27 protein-coding genes and 2 pseudogenes are annotated in these 15,303 nt (G+C 46.7%); 22 read left to right on the plus strand and 7 right to left on the minus strand.

The window, feature by feature from the left end:
* From FEK50_RS14815 to FEK50_RS14840, 7 genes are all read right to left on the minus strand, one after another.
* Nucleotides 1-359 (minus strand): Bro-N domain-containing protein (locus FEK50_RS14815; RefSeq protein ID WP_138211668.1); only part of this gene is annotated, 359 nt, incomplete at its 3' end.
* 21 nt (nucleotides 360-380) lie between these two features.
* Nucleotides 381-488: an ash family protein gene (locus tag FEK50_RS24540; protein ID WP_215629063.1), complete on the minus strand. Its 108-nt coding sequence runs from the start codon at nucleotides 486-488 to the stop codon at nucleotides 381-383.
* 146 nt (nucleotides 489-634) lie between these two features.
* Nucleotides 635-934 carry a protein ren gene (locus tag FEK50_RS14820; RefSeq protein WP_131161693.1) on the minus strand — a complete coding sequence of 100 codons (300 nt, stop codon included), beginning with the start codon at nucleotides 932-934 and terminating at the stop codon, nucleotides 635-637.
* Entirely contained in the window at nucleotides 931-1,632 is a 702-nt protein-coding gene (locus FEK50_RS14825) for a replication protein P (protein ID WP_000788810.1), read from the minus strand. Before FEK50_RS14825 ends, FEK50_RS14820 begins: the two co-directional genes overlap by 4 nt.
* The gene (locus FEK50_RS14830) at nucleotides 1,629-2,648 is read right to left on the minus strand and encodes a replication protein (RefSeq protein ID WP_077888178.1); all 1,020 of its coding nucleotides are present in this window, start codon (nucleotides 2,646-2,648) and stop codon (nucleotides 1,629-1,631) included. The genes FEK50_RS14825 and FEK50_RS14830 overlap by 4 nt, the downstream gene beginning before the upstream one ends.
* A complete protein-coding gene (locus FEK50_RS14835) occupies nucleotides 2,645-3,184 on the minus strand; it encodes a toxin YdaT domain-containing protein (RefSeq protein ID WP_001182881.1) in 540 nt (179 codons plus the stop codon). Before FEK50_RS14835 ends, FEK50_RS14830 begins: the two co-directional genes overlap by 4 nt.
* 30 nt (nucleotides 3,185-3,214) lie before the next feature.
* The gene (locus FEK50_RS14840) at nucleotides 3,215-3,442 is read right to left on the minus strand and encodes a helix-turn-helix domain-containing protein (protein WP_000184665.1); all 228 of its coding nucleotides are present in this window, start codon (nucleotides 3,440-3,442) and stop codon (nucleotides 3,215-3,217) included.
* Between the two features lie 110 nt (nucleotides 3,443-3,552).
* Here FEK50_RS14840 and FEK50_RS14845 point away from each other — a divergent pair, with 110 nt between their 5' ends.
* The 22 genes and pseudogenes from FEK50_RS14845 to FEK50_RS14960 all read left to right on the plus strand — a co-directional run bounded on the left by FEK50_RS14845 (nucleotide 3,553) and on the right by FEK50_RS14960 (nucleotide 15,207).
* Complete coding sequence (locus FEK50_RS14845; RefSeq protein ID WP_000712399.1) at nucleotides 3,553-4,245, plus strand: helix-turn-helix transcriptional regulator; 693 nt, start codon at nucleotides 3,553-3,555, stop codon at nucleotides 4,243-4,245.
* 81 nt (nucleotides 4,246-4,326) lie between these two features.
* Nucleotides 4,327-4,800 (plus strand): hypothetical protein, encoded by a 474-nt coding sequence (locus tag FEK50_RS14850; protein WP_000414677.1) that lies wholly within the window; start codon nucleotides 4,327-4,329, stop codon nucleotides 4,798-4,800.
* The gene (locus FEK50_RS14855) at nucleotides 4,797-5,729 is read left to right on the plus strand and encodes a hypothetical protein (RefSeq protein WP_131161692.1); all 933 of its coding nucleotides are present in this window, start codon (nucleotides 4,797-4,799) and stop codon (nucleotides 5,727-5,729) included. Before FEK50_RS14850 ends, FEK50_RS14855 begins: the two co-directional genes overlap by 4 nt.
* 482 nt (nucleotides 5,730-6,211) lie before the next feature.
* Nucleotides 6,212-6,418 carry a phage encoded cell division inhibitor protein gene (locus FEK50_RS14860; RefSeq protein WP_000233576.1) on the plus strand — a complete coding sequence of 69 codons (207 nt, stop codon included), beginning with the start codon at nucleotides 6,212-6,214 and terminating at the stop codon, nucleotides 6,416-6,418.
* Nucleotides 6,419-6,493: 75 nt separating this feature from the next.
* On the plus strand, nucleotides 6,494-6,790 hold the full coding sequence (locus FEK50_RS14870; RefSeq protein WP_000995439.1) for a host-nuclease inhibitor Gam family protein: 297 nt from the start codon (nucleotides 6,494-6,496) through the stop codon (nucleotides 6,788-6,790).
* A 5-nt stretch (nucleotides 6,791-6,795) separates the two neighbouring features.
* Entirely contained in the window at nucleotides 6,796-7,581 is a 786-nt protein-coding gene (gene bet / locus FEK50_RS14875; RefSeq protein WP_000100847.1) for a phage recombination protein Bet, read from the plus strand.
* Nucleotides 7,578-8,258: a lambda exonuclease family protein gene (locus FEK50_RS14880; RefSeq protein ID WP_131161691.1), complete on the plus strand. Its 681-nt coding sequence runs from the start codon at nucleotides 7,578-7,580 to the stop codon at nucleotides 8,256-8,258. The genes bet and FEK50_RS14880 overlap by 4 nt, the downstream gene beginning before the upstream one ends.
* Complete coding sequence (locus FEK50_RS14885) at nucleotides 8,255-8,413, plus strand: DUF1317 family protein (protein WP_024203134.1); 159 nt, start codon at nucleotides 8,255-8,257, stop codon at nucleotides 8,411-8,413. The genes FEK50_RS14880 and FEK50_RS14885 overlap by 4 nt, the downstream gene beginning before the upstream one ends.
* Nucleotides 8,410-8,967, plus strand: a complete 558-nt coding sequence (locus FEK50_RS14890; protein ID WP_032255841.1) for a phage N-6-adenine-methyltransferase — start codon at nucleotides 8,410-8,412, stop codon at nucleotides 8,965-8,967. Before FEK50_RS14885 ends, FEK50_RS14890 begins: the two co-directional genes overlap by 4 nt.
* 76 nt (nucleotides 8,968-9,043) lie before the next feature.
* Complete coding sequence (locus FEK50_RS14895; protein ID WP_000188870.1) at nucleotides 9,044-9,259, plus strand: hypothetical protein; 216 nt, start codon at nucleotides 9,044-9,046, stop codon at nucleotides 9,257-9,259.
* Nucleotides 9,260-9,357: 98 nt separating this feature from the next.
* A complete protein-coding gene (locus tag FEK50_RS14900; protein ID WP_000763363.1) occupies nucleotides 9,358-9,579 on the plus strand; it encodes a TraR/DksA family transcriptional regulator in 222 nt (73 codons plus the stop codon).
* Nucleotides 9,576-9,791 (plus strand): annotated as a pseudogene (locus FEK50_RS24545) (ead/Ea22-like family protein); the annotation flags it as partial. The gene FEK50_RS14900 and the pseudogene FEK50_RS24545, both read left to right, overlap by 4 nt.
* Nucleotides 9,792-10,308: 517 nt before the next feature.
* Nucleotides 10,309-10,485, plus strand: a complete 177-nt coding sequence (locus FEK50_RS24205; protein ID WP_000797289.1) for a hypothetical protein — start codon at nucleotides 10,309-10,311, stop codon at nucleotides 10,483-10,485.
* Nucleotides 10,486-10,671: 186 nt separating this feature from the next.
* Nucleotides 10,672-10,881, plus strand: a complete 210-nt coding sequence (locus FEK50_RS14915; protein ID WP_130216487.1) for a hypothetical protein — start codon at nucleotides 10,672-10,674, stop codon at nucleotides 10,879-10,881.
* Nucleotides 10,878-11,006, plus strand: a pseudogene (locus FEK50_RS24550) (hypothetical protein); the annotation flags it as partial. The gene FEK50_RS14915 and the pseudogene FEK50_RS24550, both read left to right, overlap by 4 nt.
* 379 nt (nucleotides 11,007-11,385) lie before the next feature.
* Nucleotides 11,386-11,544 carry a DNA polymerase III subunit theta gene (locus FEK50_RS14925; RefSeq protein WP_105269881.1) on the plus strand — a complete coding sequence of 53 codons (159 nt, stop codon included), beginning with the start codon at nucleotides 11,386-11,388 and terminating at the stop codon, nucleotides 11,542-11,544.
* Nucleotides 11,545-11,816: 272 nt separating this feature from the next.
* Nucleotides 11,817-12,518, plus strand: a complete 702-nt coding sequence (locus tag FEK50_RS14930; protein WP_130210873.1) for a hypothetical protein — start codon at nucleotides 11,817-11,819, stop codon at nucleotides 12,516-12,518.
* A gap of 336 nt (nucleotides 12,519-12,854) precedes the next feature.
* Nucleotides 12,855-13,193: a hypothetical protein gene (locus FEK50_RS14940; RefSeq protein WP_131161689.1), complete on the plus strand. Its 339-nt coding sequence runs from the start codon at nucleotides 12,855-12,857 to the stop codon at nucleotides 13,191-13,193.
* 28 nt (nucleotides 13,194-13,221) lie between these two features.
* Nucleotides 13,222-13,650: a DUF2513 domain-containing protein gene (locus FEK50_RS14945; RefSeq protein ID WP_048970919.1), complete on the plus strand. Its 429-nt coding sequence runs from the start codon at nucleotides 13,222-13,224 to the stop codon at nucleotides 13,648-13,650.
* An 83-nt stretch (nucleotides 13,651-13,733) separates the two neighbouring features.
* A complete protein-coding gene (locus tag FEK50_RS14950; RefSeq protein ID WP_131161688.1) occupies nucleotides 13,734-13,901 on the plus strand; it encodes a hypothetical protein in 168 nt (55 codons plus the stop codon).
* Nucleotides 13,902-13,940: 39 nt separating this feature from the next.
* Nucleotides 13,941-14,159: an excisionase gene (locus FEK50_RS14955; RefSeq protein ID WP_061351518.1), complete on the plus strand. Its 219-nt coding sequence runs from the start codon at nucleotides 13,941-13,943 to the stop codon at nucleotides 14,157-14,159.
* Complete coding sequence (locus tag FEK50_RS14960) at nucleotides 14,137-15,207, plus strand: tyrosine-type recombinase/integrase (protein ID WP_000533643.1); 1,071 nt, start codon at nucleotides 14,137-14,139, stop codon at nucleotides 15,205-15,207. Before FEK50_RS14955 ends, FEK50_RS14960 begins: the two co-directional genes overlap by 23 nt.
* Nucleotides 15,208-15,303: the final 96 nt, after the last annotated feature.

A 15,303-nucleotide genomic window follows, 5' to 3' on the forward strand; every position in this document is an offset into this window, starting at 1 on the left:
AGTTCGTTATCAGTGAATTGTTTTGTGATTGGGGATTGTTGAACTTCTCGATCGAGAATATCCAGAACCCAGCGGCGGAATTCTTTGGCTACAGGAGTGCGGGCGAACATAGCGATCAAATGGGCACCACGGAGGGAGAAAATGCGTATTGTTTTCTGGTAGTTCCCTGAGACACTCAAATTGAGGGTCTCAGTCATATCTGCCCTAAATTCATCGGAATTTCGATCGTAGATCTGAGTTACGGCATCAGATTTTTTATATCCGAGAGCTTGAGCAATCTCAACGGCAGTAAGCCAGATACTGTTGTTGTGTTTAACAGGATGGAATTTTGTTTGATGAAAGACTAGTTGTGTGCTCATGATGATTACCTATAAATCAAGTTAACCACCACCGCTGACGCCAATCAGTTTGGTGGTGAGACATGTAGGGTTGGCGTAACCGGGGTAATCAACCGGCCCGACCGAAGTCGGCCCTACACGCCCCACCATAATTCAGATGTGCGTATGCTTACGACAATAAAAAACACGCTCGCGGCGTGTAGTAGTCGCGATTACCTTATCCGGGACGCCAATCCCGTGTGCCGATTTTGCGGCAACACACAGAATATAGCGCCAGATATTAGTTATCGTCAACCTCACTGATTTCCTCCCCCCGCCGCATAAACAAATAAAACCCGCTTCATCGCGGCACTCTGGCGACACTCCTTGAAAATCAGATTCGTGCTCACCTTTCCTTCCCGTTCTTCCCTGGTAGCGAACCTGTAATACACCGTTCGCCAGACCTTACCATCAACGACCAGGATTCCTGCCCGCGCCATTTTAGCCGCAGCCTGATTTATGCTGGTTACGGTTGCGCCTGTTACCGCGGCAACGTCCTGTGCACAGAAGCTCTTATGCGTCCCCAGGTAATGAATAATTGCCTCTTTGCCCGTCATACACTTGCTCCTTTCAGTCCGAACTTAGCTTTAATTTCTGCGATCTTCGCCAGAGCCTGTGCACGATTTAGAGGTCTACCGCCCATAACAGGAAGTTGTTTTACTGGTTCAGGTATCGTCTCACCACGGTTAATTCGCGCTGTCATACAGGTCAGTTCATCGGCAGCCTTGCGCCGTAATTCCGCGTCAGTCAGCGCATTGGCCCGCATGTTCTGGTACAAGTTGGTAACCAACCAGTAATGCGCGTTCGATTTCCACGGATAAGACTCTGCATCCGGATACAGGCCACGCTTCCGGCAATACTCGTAAACCATATCAACCAGCTCGCTGACGTTTGGCAGCCCGGCGTTAACGGATGCTTCTTCCCGGCACCAGGCCACAAACTGCCCGGGTGATGGCAGGAATGGTCGATTCTGCCGACGGGCTACGCGCATTCCTGCGTTAACCTGTTCCATTGTGGTGATCCCGTTTTCCCGGAAAGCCAGAACCCACTGGCGGCGGATTTCGTTCAGTTCATTCTGGTCACGGTTAGCCAGGCTCGCCGGGAAAGTTGCCAGTAACTGCCTGAACACACCGTTGATGATCTGCGCTACCTGCTGTACCTGTGGCTTTTCGTCGTACTGTTCCGGCATGTTGTTGGCGATCCGGCGCATCTGCTCACAGTCAAAGTTAACCATTTGTGCGGCGATGTTTTTCATAAATCCACCCCATAAATCCAGTCAGTGTTTGTCAGGTCCAGTTTTGATTTTCCGGCTGTCACTCCAGCCTGTTGCTTGTTACGGTTGATTTCGAGTTGGGTCCACTTGTCACGGAGTTTGGCCGGACTTAGCACGTTACCGGACCAGAAGTTGTCCTGGCATGCCCAGCGGAACAGCACGCACATGTCGCGGTGGTTACGTCCGTCACGTTCACGCATCAGGCGGATATCGTTAGCCCACCCTGCAAAATTCGGTTTTCTGGCTGATGGCGCGATGGTCTTCACCATGTCAAACATCCACTCTGCGGCGGTCAGGTCTTCTGCTGTCCCCCACTTGCTGCCGCTCTGAATCGCAGCATCCGGTTTCACCACAGGAAGGTCGTTTTCTGGCTGGTCAGAGGATTCGCCAGAATTCTCGGACGAATAAGGTTTTATATTGTCTTTTGTTATTTTGTCTTTTGTGTTTACCTGATTCGGGTAAACGTCTTTACCTGATTTGGGTAAACTTTTTTTACCTGATTCAGGTAAATTTACCTCTTTCAGGTAAACTTTATTTTTCTTACCTGATTCGGGTAATGTTGACCATTCACTGACCACATTATTAATGCCGGTATTCCGCCCGCTCTGAATAAAAATCCCACGCTTTACCAGAACACTTTTTGCAGCAGAACACTTGTGCGGCAATATCCCGGTTAATTCGGAAAGTTGCTCGTTGCTAACCCAATCCAGTTTTTTATTAAAGCCATATGTTTTGCGCATGACAGCCAGAAAGACCAGAAGCTGGTGCTGTGTTAATCCGGCCAGCATCACAGCTTCCAGCAACTCATTTGCAATGCGCGTATAACCATCATCGAGATCTGCCACGCGCCGCTCCTTTTGTGCCTCATCCGGCACTGGAAAATTGAATATCTCAGCAGTGTTTGCCATAATTCCTTCCGCAATGAGTGCGTTACGATTTGCACCTGAAAGTCGGCTCTGTTCCCGCAGACCGGCTTTCGCCATTTCTGAACCTGTCATATTGCCCCCAGCATGGTGGTCACCATCGCCATTAATGGACCAGCCAGATCCGGGTCCACACGAAACATCGACACAATACCTTCACTCATTTCCTTCAGTTTCTGGTGGCGTGGTGCGTTGAGAATGACCGCCTGCTTTGCCTCACTGAGTTCCTTTTCCATTTCAGCCAACCGAGCCATGAAGCTATCCTGCTCAACCAGGTGGCCGCGATATTCCAGCGGTAGTACCGCCAGAATTGCCGGGGTCAGTTCACGCACGTTATTTCGGTATTTTTCAGAATCGAATTTGTTATCGAGGAAGCGGAACAGCTTCTGGCGTGCACGGCTGACATCATCAGGGAAATCGATGGTGCCGCCGCCCTGCTCCCGATACTCATTCACAATGAGTGCGGCAACAACATCCTGATTATCTGCAGCCGACCAGGCGCGAACGGCATCACGGATTTTTTCGTGGCCTGGCGCCTGTTTTGTTTGAGAACGATTTATCACCGCAGTCGGGCTAAATCCGCTAGTCTGTTGGTATGTAAGTGGTTGCATAGTCATTGCCTTATCAGTTAACGCCGCAGTTTAGGCGGCAGAATTACTCGCGTTAAACAATGGTGCAAGGTCGGGACGAATATCTGCTGGTTTAATCTTTCCACCAGTGGCTGAGACAATTTTCATTACATAGCGGGCATCAATTCCGCCACCGTGTAGCCAACGCCAAACAGTGGGCTGGGCTACACCGCATAGATCTGCCAGTCGTTTTTGACTACCTGTAATACTGATTGCGAGTTGAATGGTTTGATTTGTCATTATCAATTCCTATTGGTATTACAATGAATGGATAATAGCAATGCGTATTAATTCAATCAATAGCAAAACATGTTTTGACCATCAATACGCAAGCGTATAAATTAAAACTTATGAAAAAAGAAACTCTTGCTGATCGCTTAAACCTAGCGATGGAACAATCTGGAATGTCTCAAGGCGCTCTTGCAAAGGCGTCTGGCGTAGCTCAACCCACAATCTGGAGACTAACAAGCGGCAACGCACGCGGCTCAACAAAAATTGTTGAAATAGCTAATGCATTGGGTGTTCGAACAGAGTGGCTCTCATCAGGCATAGGCCCGATGAGAAATGACGGTCAACAATCAGGGAAGCCTGCTGTCAACCATTCCAAATACTTCAAGATTGACGTTCTTGATATAGAAGTCAGTGCTGGGCCGGGTGTAATCAACCGTGAGTTTGTAGAAGTTCTACGCTCGGTTGAGTACTCGTTTGACGATGCTCGTCACATGTTCGATGGCAGGAAGGCGGAAAATATCCGCATCATTAACGTGCGTGGTGACAGCATGTCAGGAACGATCGAACCAGGTGATCTGCTGTTCGTTGATATCACGGTTAAATCTTTCGACGGTGATGGTATCTATGCGTTTCTGTATGACGACACCGCCCATGTAAAGCGCCTGCAAATGATGAAGGATAAGCTACTGGTTATCTCTGATAACAAGAGCTACTCACCGTGGGACCCGATCGAGAAAGACGAGATGAACCGGGTGTTCATCTTCGGTAAGGTTATTGGGAGCATGCCGCAGACGTACAGGAAGCATGGTTAATAATTAGCCTGTAGCTTTTTAAGGCACACTCTTTTCAAGAATATTAAATAGAACACTATATGGCATAAACAAGGACTTAGGATGGAAAAGCCTAGCTTCCCACCTCTTCTTACAGCAGGATTTCATGATATGGATAGTGATGGCATCAAGTCTCTTTGTGTCGACACCTTCCCAAAATCCGTTAGAAGAAGTATGCTATACTGTAATTTTATACAGCTTATTGAGCAATTTAAACTTGTTAATCAGCAGTGTCTATGTTTTTCTGAAGTGTGGATCGATGGTTCATTCACTACAGAGAAACCTGAACCTGATGATATAGATATACTCGTGGTCGTCGATTATTTGGCCCTAAACTCTTTGCCAAACACGCTGATGCCATTGGTTAGCTCATTGTTAAATAGAGATTTTATTAAAGAAAACTACAGCATTGACGTTCTTTTGCTGCCTGAAAATCATCCAGAAATCGATTATAGTGAAAGGCGAAGTTACTGGAGAGGGTGGTTTGGTTTTGATCGGAAGGAGAATCCTAAAGGCCTCGTGAGGGTAATGTTATGAGCGAAGAAAAAACATTCAACTCCCTCAAGGAGCGAATTGCGTTCATTCAACGCGATGTGGATCTGCTTGCTCAAAATAAGGGGAGATCATTTGCTGATGACATTATATTTAGATCACTTGACTCCCATCTGAGCGATCTCCGAGAGAGACAACGTGCAATCGATAACCAACATCCTTTACGTGATTTCATGGAGTTGAGATTAAAAGGTGTTTTGGTCGATTTCGGGTCTATTCCGTTAGATATTCTATCTGTAATTTCAGGTAATCTCGCATCCCTTGTACAGAAAGCAGTTTACCGACTTGGATCTGGGAAAGATTCTAGTCGTGTGCCGATTGATGTTAAAAAATCATTAGACATGAGATTGGCAGACTTGCGTCCAGGTTCGACGAAGTTAGGTGTTACTTTTTCTACTGGTTCTTGCGAGCTCATCGAAACAGTATCCAGTCATGCTGTTAAGGAGATTTTTGCACTACTCTCATCCATTGATGAAGAAACATTCACGGCTAAAATTGCCGAAATTGGTTCGCAATCAACAGCTAACCTAAAAAACATCATAAATGAGTGCGAAAAATATAGTCTTAACTTTGATCTTACTTGGATTGGACCTTTAAGTGATGGTACCAGACAAGTGTCAATTTCTTCAGAAGATATAAAAAAACTGAATGCTCGCTTAGCTTTAACGAAGGTCGTTCAGCTACCGGATGAGCATATATCAGGCGAACTTGCTATTTTATCCATGTACGGGAAATTGGAGATTGCAAGCGAGCTTGGAAAAATAAAGGCTTCTTATCCGATTGATATGTTAGGAGAAATTCAAAGTAAATATAAAGTTGGTGAACGAATATCGCTCGTAGTAAGCGTTTCTGAGATTCACAATGAAAGATTAGGAACATCACGACGTAACTACATGGTTAAAAAAATCGAATAGTGATGCTACCCGGCCACCGCGCCGGGTTTTCTTTTGCCCTACCCTCATCACACACACCGTTCAAAAAACCACCACAACCCCGCTTCAGTTATCGCTATGCGATGCAAGTCACAAAATTAATTCTTTTTGCTATCAAACATTTAATATCAAAACACATCAGTCAATAGCAATAAGTATTGATATCACCAATAGCAATAGCTATTATCACCATATCGCAACAACACAACGATACGGCAACCACCTGATTCACCGTTGCGATGACCGCTTAGATCCGCAGCTTGAATTTCAGCAGGCTCCGGGGAGTGCGAGGGGTGAAGCGGACGCGTGAACGTCGGTGTGACCAGCTGAAATCAACTCAACACTTCATACCTCAGTCGCTTCAACGAGGCGGCTTAGTTATGACAACCGGCGGCCATCCACCGCCTGAATACGCGCAGAAGTCTCTATATGTTCAGCAGCCCAGCTTACGGGCAGGAGTTTTTATGGTTCATCAACATTACGGAACGCAGACCGTTAATCGCGGCGCGGTCATGCCAGGAATGCTGGTCAAACACAAAGATGGTACCTGGACTGCATCAGCTAATTTACGCGGACGGCTTTATCTGCATCGCGGCATCGAGCGCACTTATACCCGTGATTTGCTCGTGGAAGTTTTTCTCGACGGACGAGGCAACGGCCTGAATCACTAATCCCCTTTCCTGTTTTCCTAATCAGCCTGGCATTTCCCGGGCAATAGTTTCACAGCCATTTTCAGGAGTTCAGCCATGAACGCTTATTACATTCAGGATCGTCTTGAGGCTCAGAGCTGGGCGCGTCACTACCAGCAGATCGCCCGTGAAGAGAAAGAGGCAGAACTGGCAGACGACATGGAAAAAGGCCTGCCCCAGCACCTGTTTGAATCGCTATGCATCGATCATTTGCAACGCCACGGGGCCAGCAAAAAAGCCATTACCCGTGCGTTTGATGACGATGTTGAGTTTCAGGAGCGCATGGCAGAACACATCCGGTACATGGTTGAAACCATTGCTCACCATCAGGTTGATATTGATTCAGAGGTATAAAACGAATGAGTACTGCACTCGCAACGCTGGCAGGGAAGCTGGCTGAACGTGTCGGCATGGATTCTGTTGACCCACAGGAACTGATCACCACTCTTCGCCAGACGGCATTTAAAGGTGATGCCAGCGATGCGCAGTTCATCGCATTACTGATCGTTGCCAACCAGTACGGCCTTAATCCGTGGACGAAAGAAATTTACGCCTTCCCTGATAAGCAGAACGGCATCGTTCCGGTGGTGGGCGTTGATGGCTGGTCCCGCATCATCAATGAAAACCAGCAGTTTGATGGTATGGACTTTGAGCAGGACAATGAATCCTGCACATGCCGGATTTACCGCAAGGACCGCAATCATCCGATCTGCGTTACCGAGTGGATGGATGAATGTCGCCGCGAACCATTCAAAACCCGCGAAGGCAGAGAAATCACGGGACCGTGGCAGTCGCATCCCAAACGGATGTTACGGCATAAAGCCATGATTCAGTGTGCCCGTCTCGCCTTCGGATTTGCTGGTATCTATGACAAGGATGAAGCCGAGCGCATTGTTGAAAATACTGCATACACTGCAGAACGTCAGCCGGAACGCGACATCACTCCGGTTAACGATGAAACCATGCAGGAGATTAACACTCTGCTGATCGCCCTGGATAAAACATGGGATGACGACTTATTGCCGCTCTGTTCCCAGATATTTCGCCGCGACATTCGCGCATCGTCAGAACTGACACAGGCCGAAGCAGTGAAAGCTCTTGGATTCCTGAAACAGAAAGCCACTGAGCAGAAGGTGGCAGCATGACACCGGACATTATCCTGCAGCGTACCGGGATCGACGTGAGAGCTGTCGAACAGGGGGATGATGCATGGCACAAATTACGGCTCGGCGTCATCACCGCTTCAGAAGTTCACAACATGATAGCAAAGCCCCGCTCAGGAAAGAAGTGGCCTGACATGAAAATGTCCTACTTCCACACCCTGCTGGCTGAGGTTTGCACCGGTGTGGCTCCGGAAGTTAATGCTAAGGCGCTGGCATGGGGAAAACAGTACGAGAACGACGCCAGAACTCTGTTTGAATTCACTTCCGGCGTGAATGTTACTGAATCCCCGATCATCTATCGCGACGAAAGTATGCGCACCGCCTGCTCTCCCGATGGTTTATGCAGTGACGGCAATGGCCTTGAGCTGAAATGCCCGTTTACCTCCCGGGATTTCATGAAGTTCCGGCTCGGTGGTTTCGAGGCCATAAAGTCGGCTTACATGGCCCAGGTGCAGTACAGCATGTGGGTGACACGAAAAGATGCCTGGTACTTTGCCAACTATGACCCGCGTATGAAGCGTGAAGGACTGCATTATGTCGTGGTTGAGCGGGATGAAAAGTACATGGCGAGTTTTGACGAGATGGTGCCGGAGTTCATCGAAAAAATGGACGAGGCACTGGCTGAAATTGGTTTTGTATTTGGGGAGCAATGGCGATGAAGCATCCTCACGATAATATCCGGGTAGGCGCAATCACTTTCGTCTACTCCGTTACAAAGCGAGGCTGGGTATTTCCCGGCCTTTCTGTTATCCGAAATCCCCTGAAAGCACAGCGGCTGGCTGAGGAGATAAATAATAAACGGGGGGCTGTATGACTGATTTCACCGGAAGCAATACTCCTGCCGAACATCGCGACAGCTGGCGCACACCACCAGAGATTTTTGCTGCGCTTAATGCAGAGTTCGTTTTTCAACTTGATGCTGCAGCCAGCGAAAAAAACCGACTATGTCGGCTTTTTATCTCACAGGAGCAGAACACATTAACCACTTCATGGCCTGAAGCAATGGGATATGCCTCTGGTTATGTCTGGTTGAATCCACCATACAGCAATATTTCCCCTTTTGTGAAAAAGGCAGCCACTGAAAACAAATTCAGTAGTGTGGGATGTGTAATGTTATTGCCTGCTGACACATCTGTCGGATGGTTTCATGAAGCGATACAAACCGCCAGTGAGGTCAGATTCATCACGGCAGGACGACTGGCATTTATTAACCCACTCACCGGGAAACCCGTCAGTGGAAATAATAAAGGCTCGATGCTCATTATCTGGCACCCATACCCCCGTACACACTGCCACTTTACGACCGTTGATCGTGGAGAGTTGATGGCGTTCGGCTCAAGGATTCTTGCCCGTCGGGAGGCTGCATGACAACCACGGAATGCATTTTTCTGGCAGCGGGCTTCATATTCTGTGTGCTTATGCTTGCCGACATGGGACTTGTTCAATGACACCTCAGCAGGAAAACGCCCTTCGCAGCATTGCCCGTCAGGCTAATTCTGAAATCAAAAAAGCCAGACAGCAGTTTCCGGATAAAAACGTCGATGACATTTGCCGTAGCGTACTGAAGAAGCACCGCGAAACGGTAACGCTGATGGGATTCACACCGACTCATTTAAGCCTGGCGATCGGCATGTTAAACGGCGTCTTTAAGGAGCGATGAACATGAAAAGCAAAATCATCAGGGAGCTACAGGCTCCTTTTTTATTATTCGCATTCACCCTCAAGCGTATTAACCAACAATTCAGGGATTAATGGAAGATGGCAGACATCATTGATTCAGCATCAGAAATCGAAGAATTACAGCGCAATACAGCAATAAAAATGCGTCGTCTGAACCACCAGGCTATATCTGCCACTCATTGTTGTGAGTGTGGCGACCCCATAGATGAACGAAGACGCCTGGCCGTTCAGGGTTGTCGGACTTGTGCAAGTTGCCAGGAGGATCTGGAGCTTATCAGTAAACAGAGAGGTTCGAAGTGAGCGAAATTAACTCTCAGGCACTGCGTGAAGCGGCAGAGCAGGCAATGCATGACGACTGGGGATTTGATGCGGACCTTTTCCATGAGCTGGTAACACCATCGATTGTGCTGGCACTGCTGGATGAACGGGAAAGAAACCAGCAATACATCAAACGCCGCGACCAGGAGAACGAGGATATTGCGCTAACGGTTGGGAAACTGCGAGTTGAGCTGGGAGCAGCAAAAAAACGCATTGCGGAACTGGAAACAAAAGCGAACCAGCAAACCAGAATAAGCGATAAGAACCTGACCAAGCTGATTGCCGATGCTGACAAAATGCTGGGTATGCGTTCGCCGGTTGTAGACAGCGAGTGGTGGACGCTCTTACGGCAGTTCCTGATTGAACTTCAGGATCGCCGCAAAAACAGCATTTCTGAATCTGGAATCCGTGCTGAAACCCTGAACGATTTAATCCGACATATTGACAGAAACGTGGATATTGATGCGATGAAATCGCCGTTTGAACTGTCATCTGAAATTGTGGATTACGTTAATAAGCAATTGCACAAGGAGAGTGCGTAATGCAGGTGGCATTTGTTGGCTTATTACCACATCCGATCCGTTTTTGGCTGTCACAGTCACTCATAAAGCCGCATGGTTTTACTGATGGCAACGGCATCACGGCCCCGAAGCGTCGTACAGGTATTGCAGCTGCACGACGTGCAGCAAAGAAACGCAGGAGAGCAAAACGATGAAAAACCGTAAGGCAAAACGACTTTTTTTACAGCGACCTGTGCGTGTGGTGGAGCTGGTTATTAGCAACCATAAGATAGCGGTACTCCATCCATTTGGTCAGGTGGCTTTTGCCGCAAAGCGTAAGCCTACCGCGTCACAGAACAGGCGGAAGAAAGGGTACGCAGTAAGATGAAAAACCGTAAGGCAAAAATTCTGTTAGCTCGCAGAAACGGCTTTGATGTCTGGCGGTGGGTGAGGATTAGTAACAGACGGTTGAGGTTGACGGGGTTTTTGGGGGTGATGGGTCACAGTTGTTGCAAAAAGCCCAGCACGGCGCAAAACCGCTGGAAAAACCACTTGCGCACTAAAGGAGACTGATATGGCTATTGCCGCAAGTTACACCATGCATCTCTATTGTGATTGTCGCCAGTGTACAGATGGTAAATATAAGTCGCCAGACTTCGGTGAGTATATCGGTACGTCATGGGCTGGCTGTGCAAAAGAGGCCCGTACAGACGGGTGGCGAATAAGCAAAGACAAAACGCGTGCTTTTGCGCCCGGGCATAAAGTTTTGAGGATTAACAAATGACACTAATTGAGATGGATGGTTTTCTGAAAGGTAAATGCATACCACGTGATTTAAAGGTTAACGAAACAAACGCTGAATATCTTGTTCGTAAATTCGGTGAACTTGAAGCTAAATGCGAGGCTCTGGCGGCTGAAAATGCTGGGCTTAAGGCCTTCAAAACCACCGTATATCAGCAGATGGGCGTCGGATGTGATGCTCCTGAATTCTCCATTGCGGTAGGTTTGAGTAATTTACGCCGTTTTGCTGACACACTCCACGCCATTGAGCGTGAGTTCTTTACCAAAGAGCTACCTGATGAAGAACACGAAGGCGAAACATTCAACGAATGCCCACTTAGCTGGGGAATGAGCGTTGAGCAGTACGTTTCCGAGTTCCGCAAATGCCTGGCTGAAGTACGGGCGCAGGGGGTGGAGATGTTTGCACAGAAATGTAACTCAAAATCCGAACAGTCGCTTGCATCTGATATACGCGACAACTGAAAAAACTCTAACTCGGTGGCCAGTTTTGGTTGACCACTTCAACGTTGACCTGGCCGCCAGCGGCGTTGCCTACAAAGAGCGGATGAATATACCGGTAATTGCAGAACAGGTAGCCCGTGAGCAACCGGAGAACTTGCACACCTATTTCATGGAACGGCTACGATACTGGCCGGCGTTGAATTAATCCACATGATGCGCAAGGGGCAATATCAGCATCCTCAGGGTGATGGATTGTCACCCACAGAACAATTTTATCTGCTGACTTTCCACCGTTAACGCGACACAACCTTAATATGCCACAAAGGTTTTTGTTAACGAGCTGCATCTTTTTCTTTTCTGGGTGATGATTGTTTTATAATAAACAAATAACAACATTTATTCTTGTGAAAGTAATAATATCTCTTTGGTGATCGAATTTATTGATCGCATTTCAATTAAACAAATAAGGAGTTTTTTATGCCAAAAATTACCGGTGTTCTAGTGAGCCACCATGTGTTCGATATAAAAAAAGACATGGCTAATGGTTCATTCCCGAAAACATTATTTCCAGGTGCGACATTTCAGATGGTGGTTGACAATGATGTTGTCAATAATAATACGTTGGACTGGAGTGTTGTCACCAATGCGGGAGACAATTCGCTGACTGTAAATCAGGACGGCGTGGTGTCATTTTCAAATGATATTGATGAAAGTTGCATTGGTAAAACATTTGTTATTTTTGCGAAGGATAAAGCCACAGGGAAAAATGTGTCATCTTATTTAATTAAACCTTATCGCTTCTTTAAACCTCGTACCGCAACGTCGGACAGATTTTACGATGCATTGTTTTGGATTGAGGATAAAAAAGGGACTGTCCCGGCACGACGCGATATCAATAATGTCCCTTTCGATGAACTGACGGGAGAAATGTTTCATGATGTAAAACGTGAAGTGAATTCCGGGCTTTTTCAGGAATGGGGATTTTTACTGTTTAGTGGGTGGACTAATCCTGTACGTGGTGATATTGGTAGTCTCGAATCAGAAATTTTCACTTTAGAAAATGACAGTATATTTATATCGACAGTCAACTCCCTCCCATACTCCAGAGATCTCCATGATGATATGGACTCCCAGTCTGCACAGGCTGTAGCGTTTTACGGGGAATCTGTTGTTTCCTGATGTTTTAATGAGTTTTTAATAGTCTCCGTCTTTTTAATTTAAAGAGACGGAGATTATCGGCTCTGCAACGTGAAGCTCAGGAACAAAGGTTGTGTCGCGTTAACGGTGGAAAGTCAGCAAAAGTTGTATTGCTGGCTTTTCATGCAGCCAGCAGATAAATTGTTCCGCGGGTGACAGCCATTACCGCGAAGGCATATTGCAAGGGGCGTTGCTTGTGGTCGATTCCTCACTCACTCCAGTTGATGGTTCGCTGCTTGTATGTGCTTATCGCATAAAGAGATATCGGAAGCATCCGCGCCGCTATGATTGTCTTTCTCCTGATGCAGGAAAAGCAGAATGGCTAAATCAGCAGCAGAGCGCAAAGCCGATCAGAGGGCCAAGCAAGCATCATCCGGTATGCGTAAGCTGGAGCTTGTACTTGATGCTCAGGAAATTGAAATGCTGGAGCGTAACTGTGCCACGCGTCGCTTCAGGCGTGCGCCTTACGAGTTTGGTGAGTACATCGCGTTACTGAGCCGCCAAGATGATGCACGTGTGCGCTGGCGTATAAAATCGATCAGCAGAAAACGTTGCGGTAAGTGCGGCGAGAGAGTTCCTGTTAATTCATGCCCGTGTAATGGTGACTCACAATGCTGGGTGACCAAAGGCTGGCACGAAACAAAATTAATGATATAAATCTCTGTGACATGTCACGGAGGCGGCAATGAAATTAGACCAGCAATATCTAAAAGATCTACTTATCGCATTCGAAAAAACTCATGGCCCTGACACGATGCTTAGTGAACTAGAGGATAATGGCTTTAATAGATATGACCAAAATTTTATTTTCCATATGCGATTATTATGTGACTACGAATTAATAGTCAGGGTTGATGGAAAACCTGGGTTCGGTCATATAATGTCCAAAGCGTTAGGGGAAGGTGTTGGATATAGTTGGATCGAAGTACCACTGAGGTTGACAGCAAGAGGGCATGACTTTATTGCTGACTTACGTCAAAAGGAGGTCTGGCAAGCTATAAAAACAAACTTTAAGGATGAGGGAATTAGTACACTTATGAGTGTTTCAAAATCACTAGCAAAAGGCTTTGCAAGGAAAAAGATAAAAGATATTACAGGAATAGATATTGAATAATTCTTAGCATCAAGCAACTACTGCCTTTGGTGGAAATTATATCTGAACTCGCTACGGCGAGTTTTGTTTTATGGAGATGATAAATGCACTTCCGAGTCACAGGTGAATGGAATGGAGAACTATTCAACAGAGTTATCGAAGCAGAGAACATCAATGACTGCTATGACCACTGGATGATATGGGCGCAGATAGCACATGCAGACGTAACCAATATTCGAATTGAAGAACTGAAAGAACACCAAGCCGCCTGATGGCGGTTTTTTCTTGCGTGTAATTGCGGAGACTTTGCGATGTACTTGACACTTCAGGAGTGGAACGCACGCCAGCGGCGCCCAAGAAGCCTTGAAACAGTTCGTCGATGGGTACGCGAGTGCAGGATATTCCCACCACCGATTAAGGACGGAAGAGAGTATTTGTTCCACGAATCAGCGGTAAAGGTTGACTTAAATCGACCAGTAACAGGTAGCCTTTTGAAGAGGATCAAAAATGGGAAGAAGGCGAAGTCATGAGCGCCGGGATTTACCCCCTAATCTTTATATAAGAAACAATGGATATTACTGCTACAGGGATCCAAGGACGGGTAAAGAGTTTGGATTAGGCCGAGACAGGAGGATAGCAATCACTGAAGCTATACAGGCCAACATTGAGTTATTTTCAGGACACAAACACAAGCCTCTGACAGCGAGAATCAACAGTGATAATTCTGTTACGTTACATTCATGGCTTGATCGCTACGAAAAAATCCTCGCCAGCAGAGGAATCAAGCAGAAGACTCTCATAAATTACATGAGCAAAATTAAAGCAATAAGGAGGGGTCTGCCTGATGCTCCACTTGAAGACATCACCACAAAAGAAATTGCGGCAATGCTCAATGGATACATAGACGAGGGCAAGGCGGCGTCAGCCAAGTTAATCAGATCAACACTGAGCGATGCATTCCGAGAGGCAATAGCTGAAGGCCATATAACAACAAACCCGGTCGCTGCCACTCGCGCAGCAAAATCAGAGGTAAGGAGATCAAGACTTACGGCTGACGAATACCTGAAAATTTATCAAGCAGCAGAATCATCACCATGTTGGCTCAGACTTGCAATGGAACTGGCTGTTGTTACCGGGCAGCGAGTTGGTGATTTATGCGAAATGAAGTGGTCTGATATCGTAGATGGATATCTTTATGTCGAGCAAAGCAAAACAGGCGTAAAAATTGCCATCCCTACAACATTGCATGTTGATGCTCTCGGGATATCAATGAAGGAAACACTTGATAAATGCAAAGAGATTCTTGGCGGAGAAACCATAATTGCATCTACTCGTCGTGAACCGCTTTCATCCGGCACAGTATCAAGGTATTTTATGCGCGCACGAAAAGCATCAGGTCTTTCCTTCGAAGGGGATCCGCCAACCTTTCACGAGTTGCGCAGTTTGTCTGCAAGACTCTATGAGAAGCAGATAAGCGATAAATTTGCTCAACATCTTCTCGGGCATAAGTCGGACACCATGGCATCACAGTATCGTGATGACAGAGGCAGGGAGTGGGACAAAATTGAAATCAAATAATGATTTTATTTTGACTGATAGTGACCTGTTCGTTGCAACAAATTGATAAGCAATGCTTTTTTATAATGCCAACTTAGTATAAAAAAGCAGGCTTCA

It is taken from the genome of Escherichia sp. E2586 (assembly GCF_005781105.1).
Classification (GTDB): domain Bacteria; phylum Pseudomonadota; class Gammaproteobacteria; order Enterobacterales; family Enterobacteriaceae; genus Escherichia.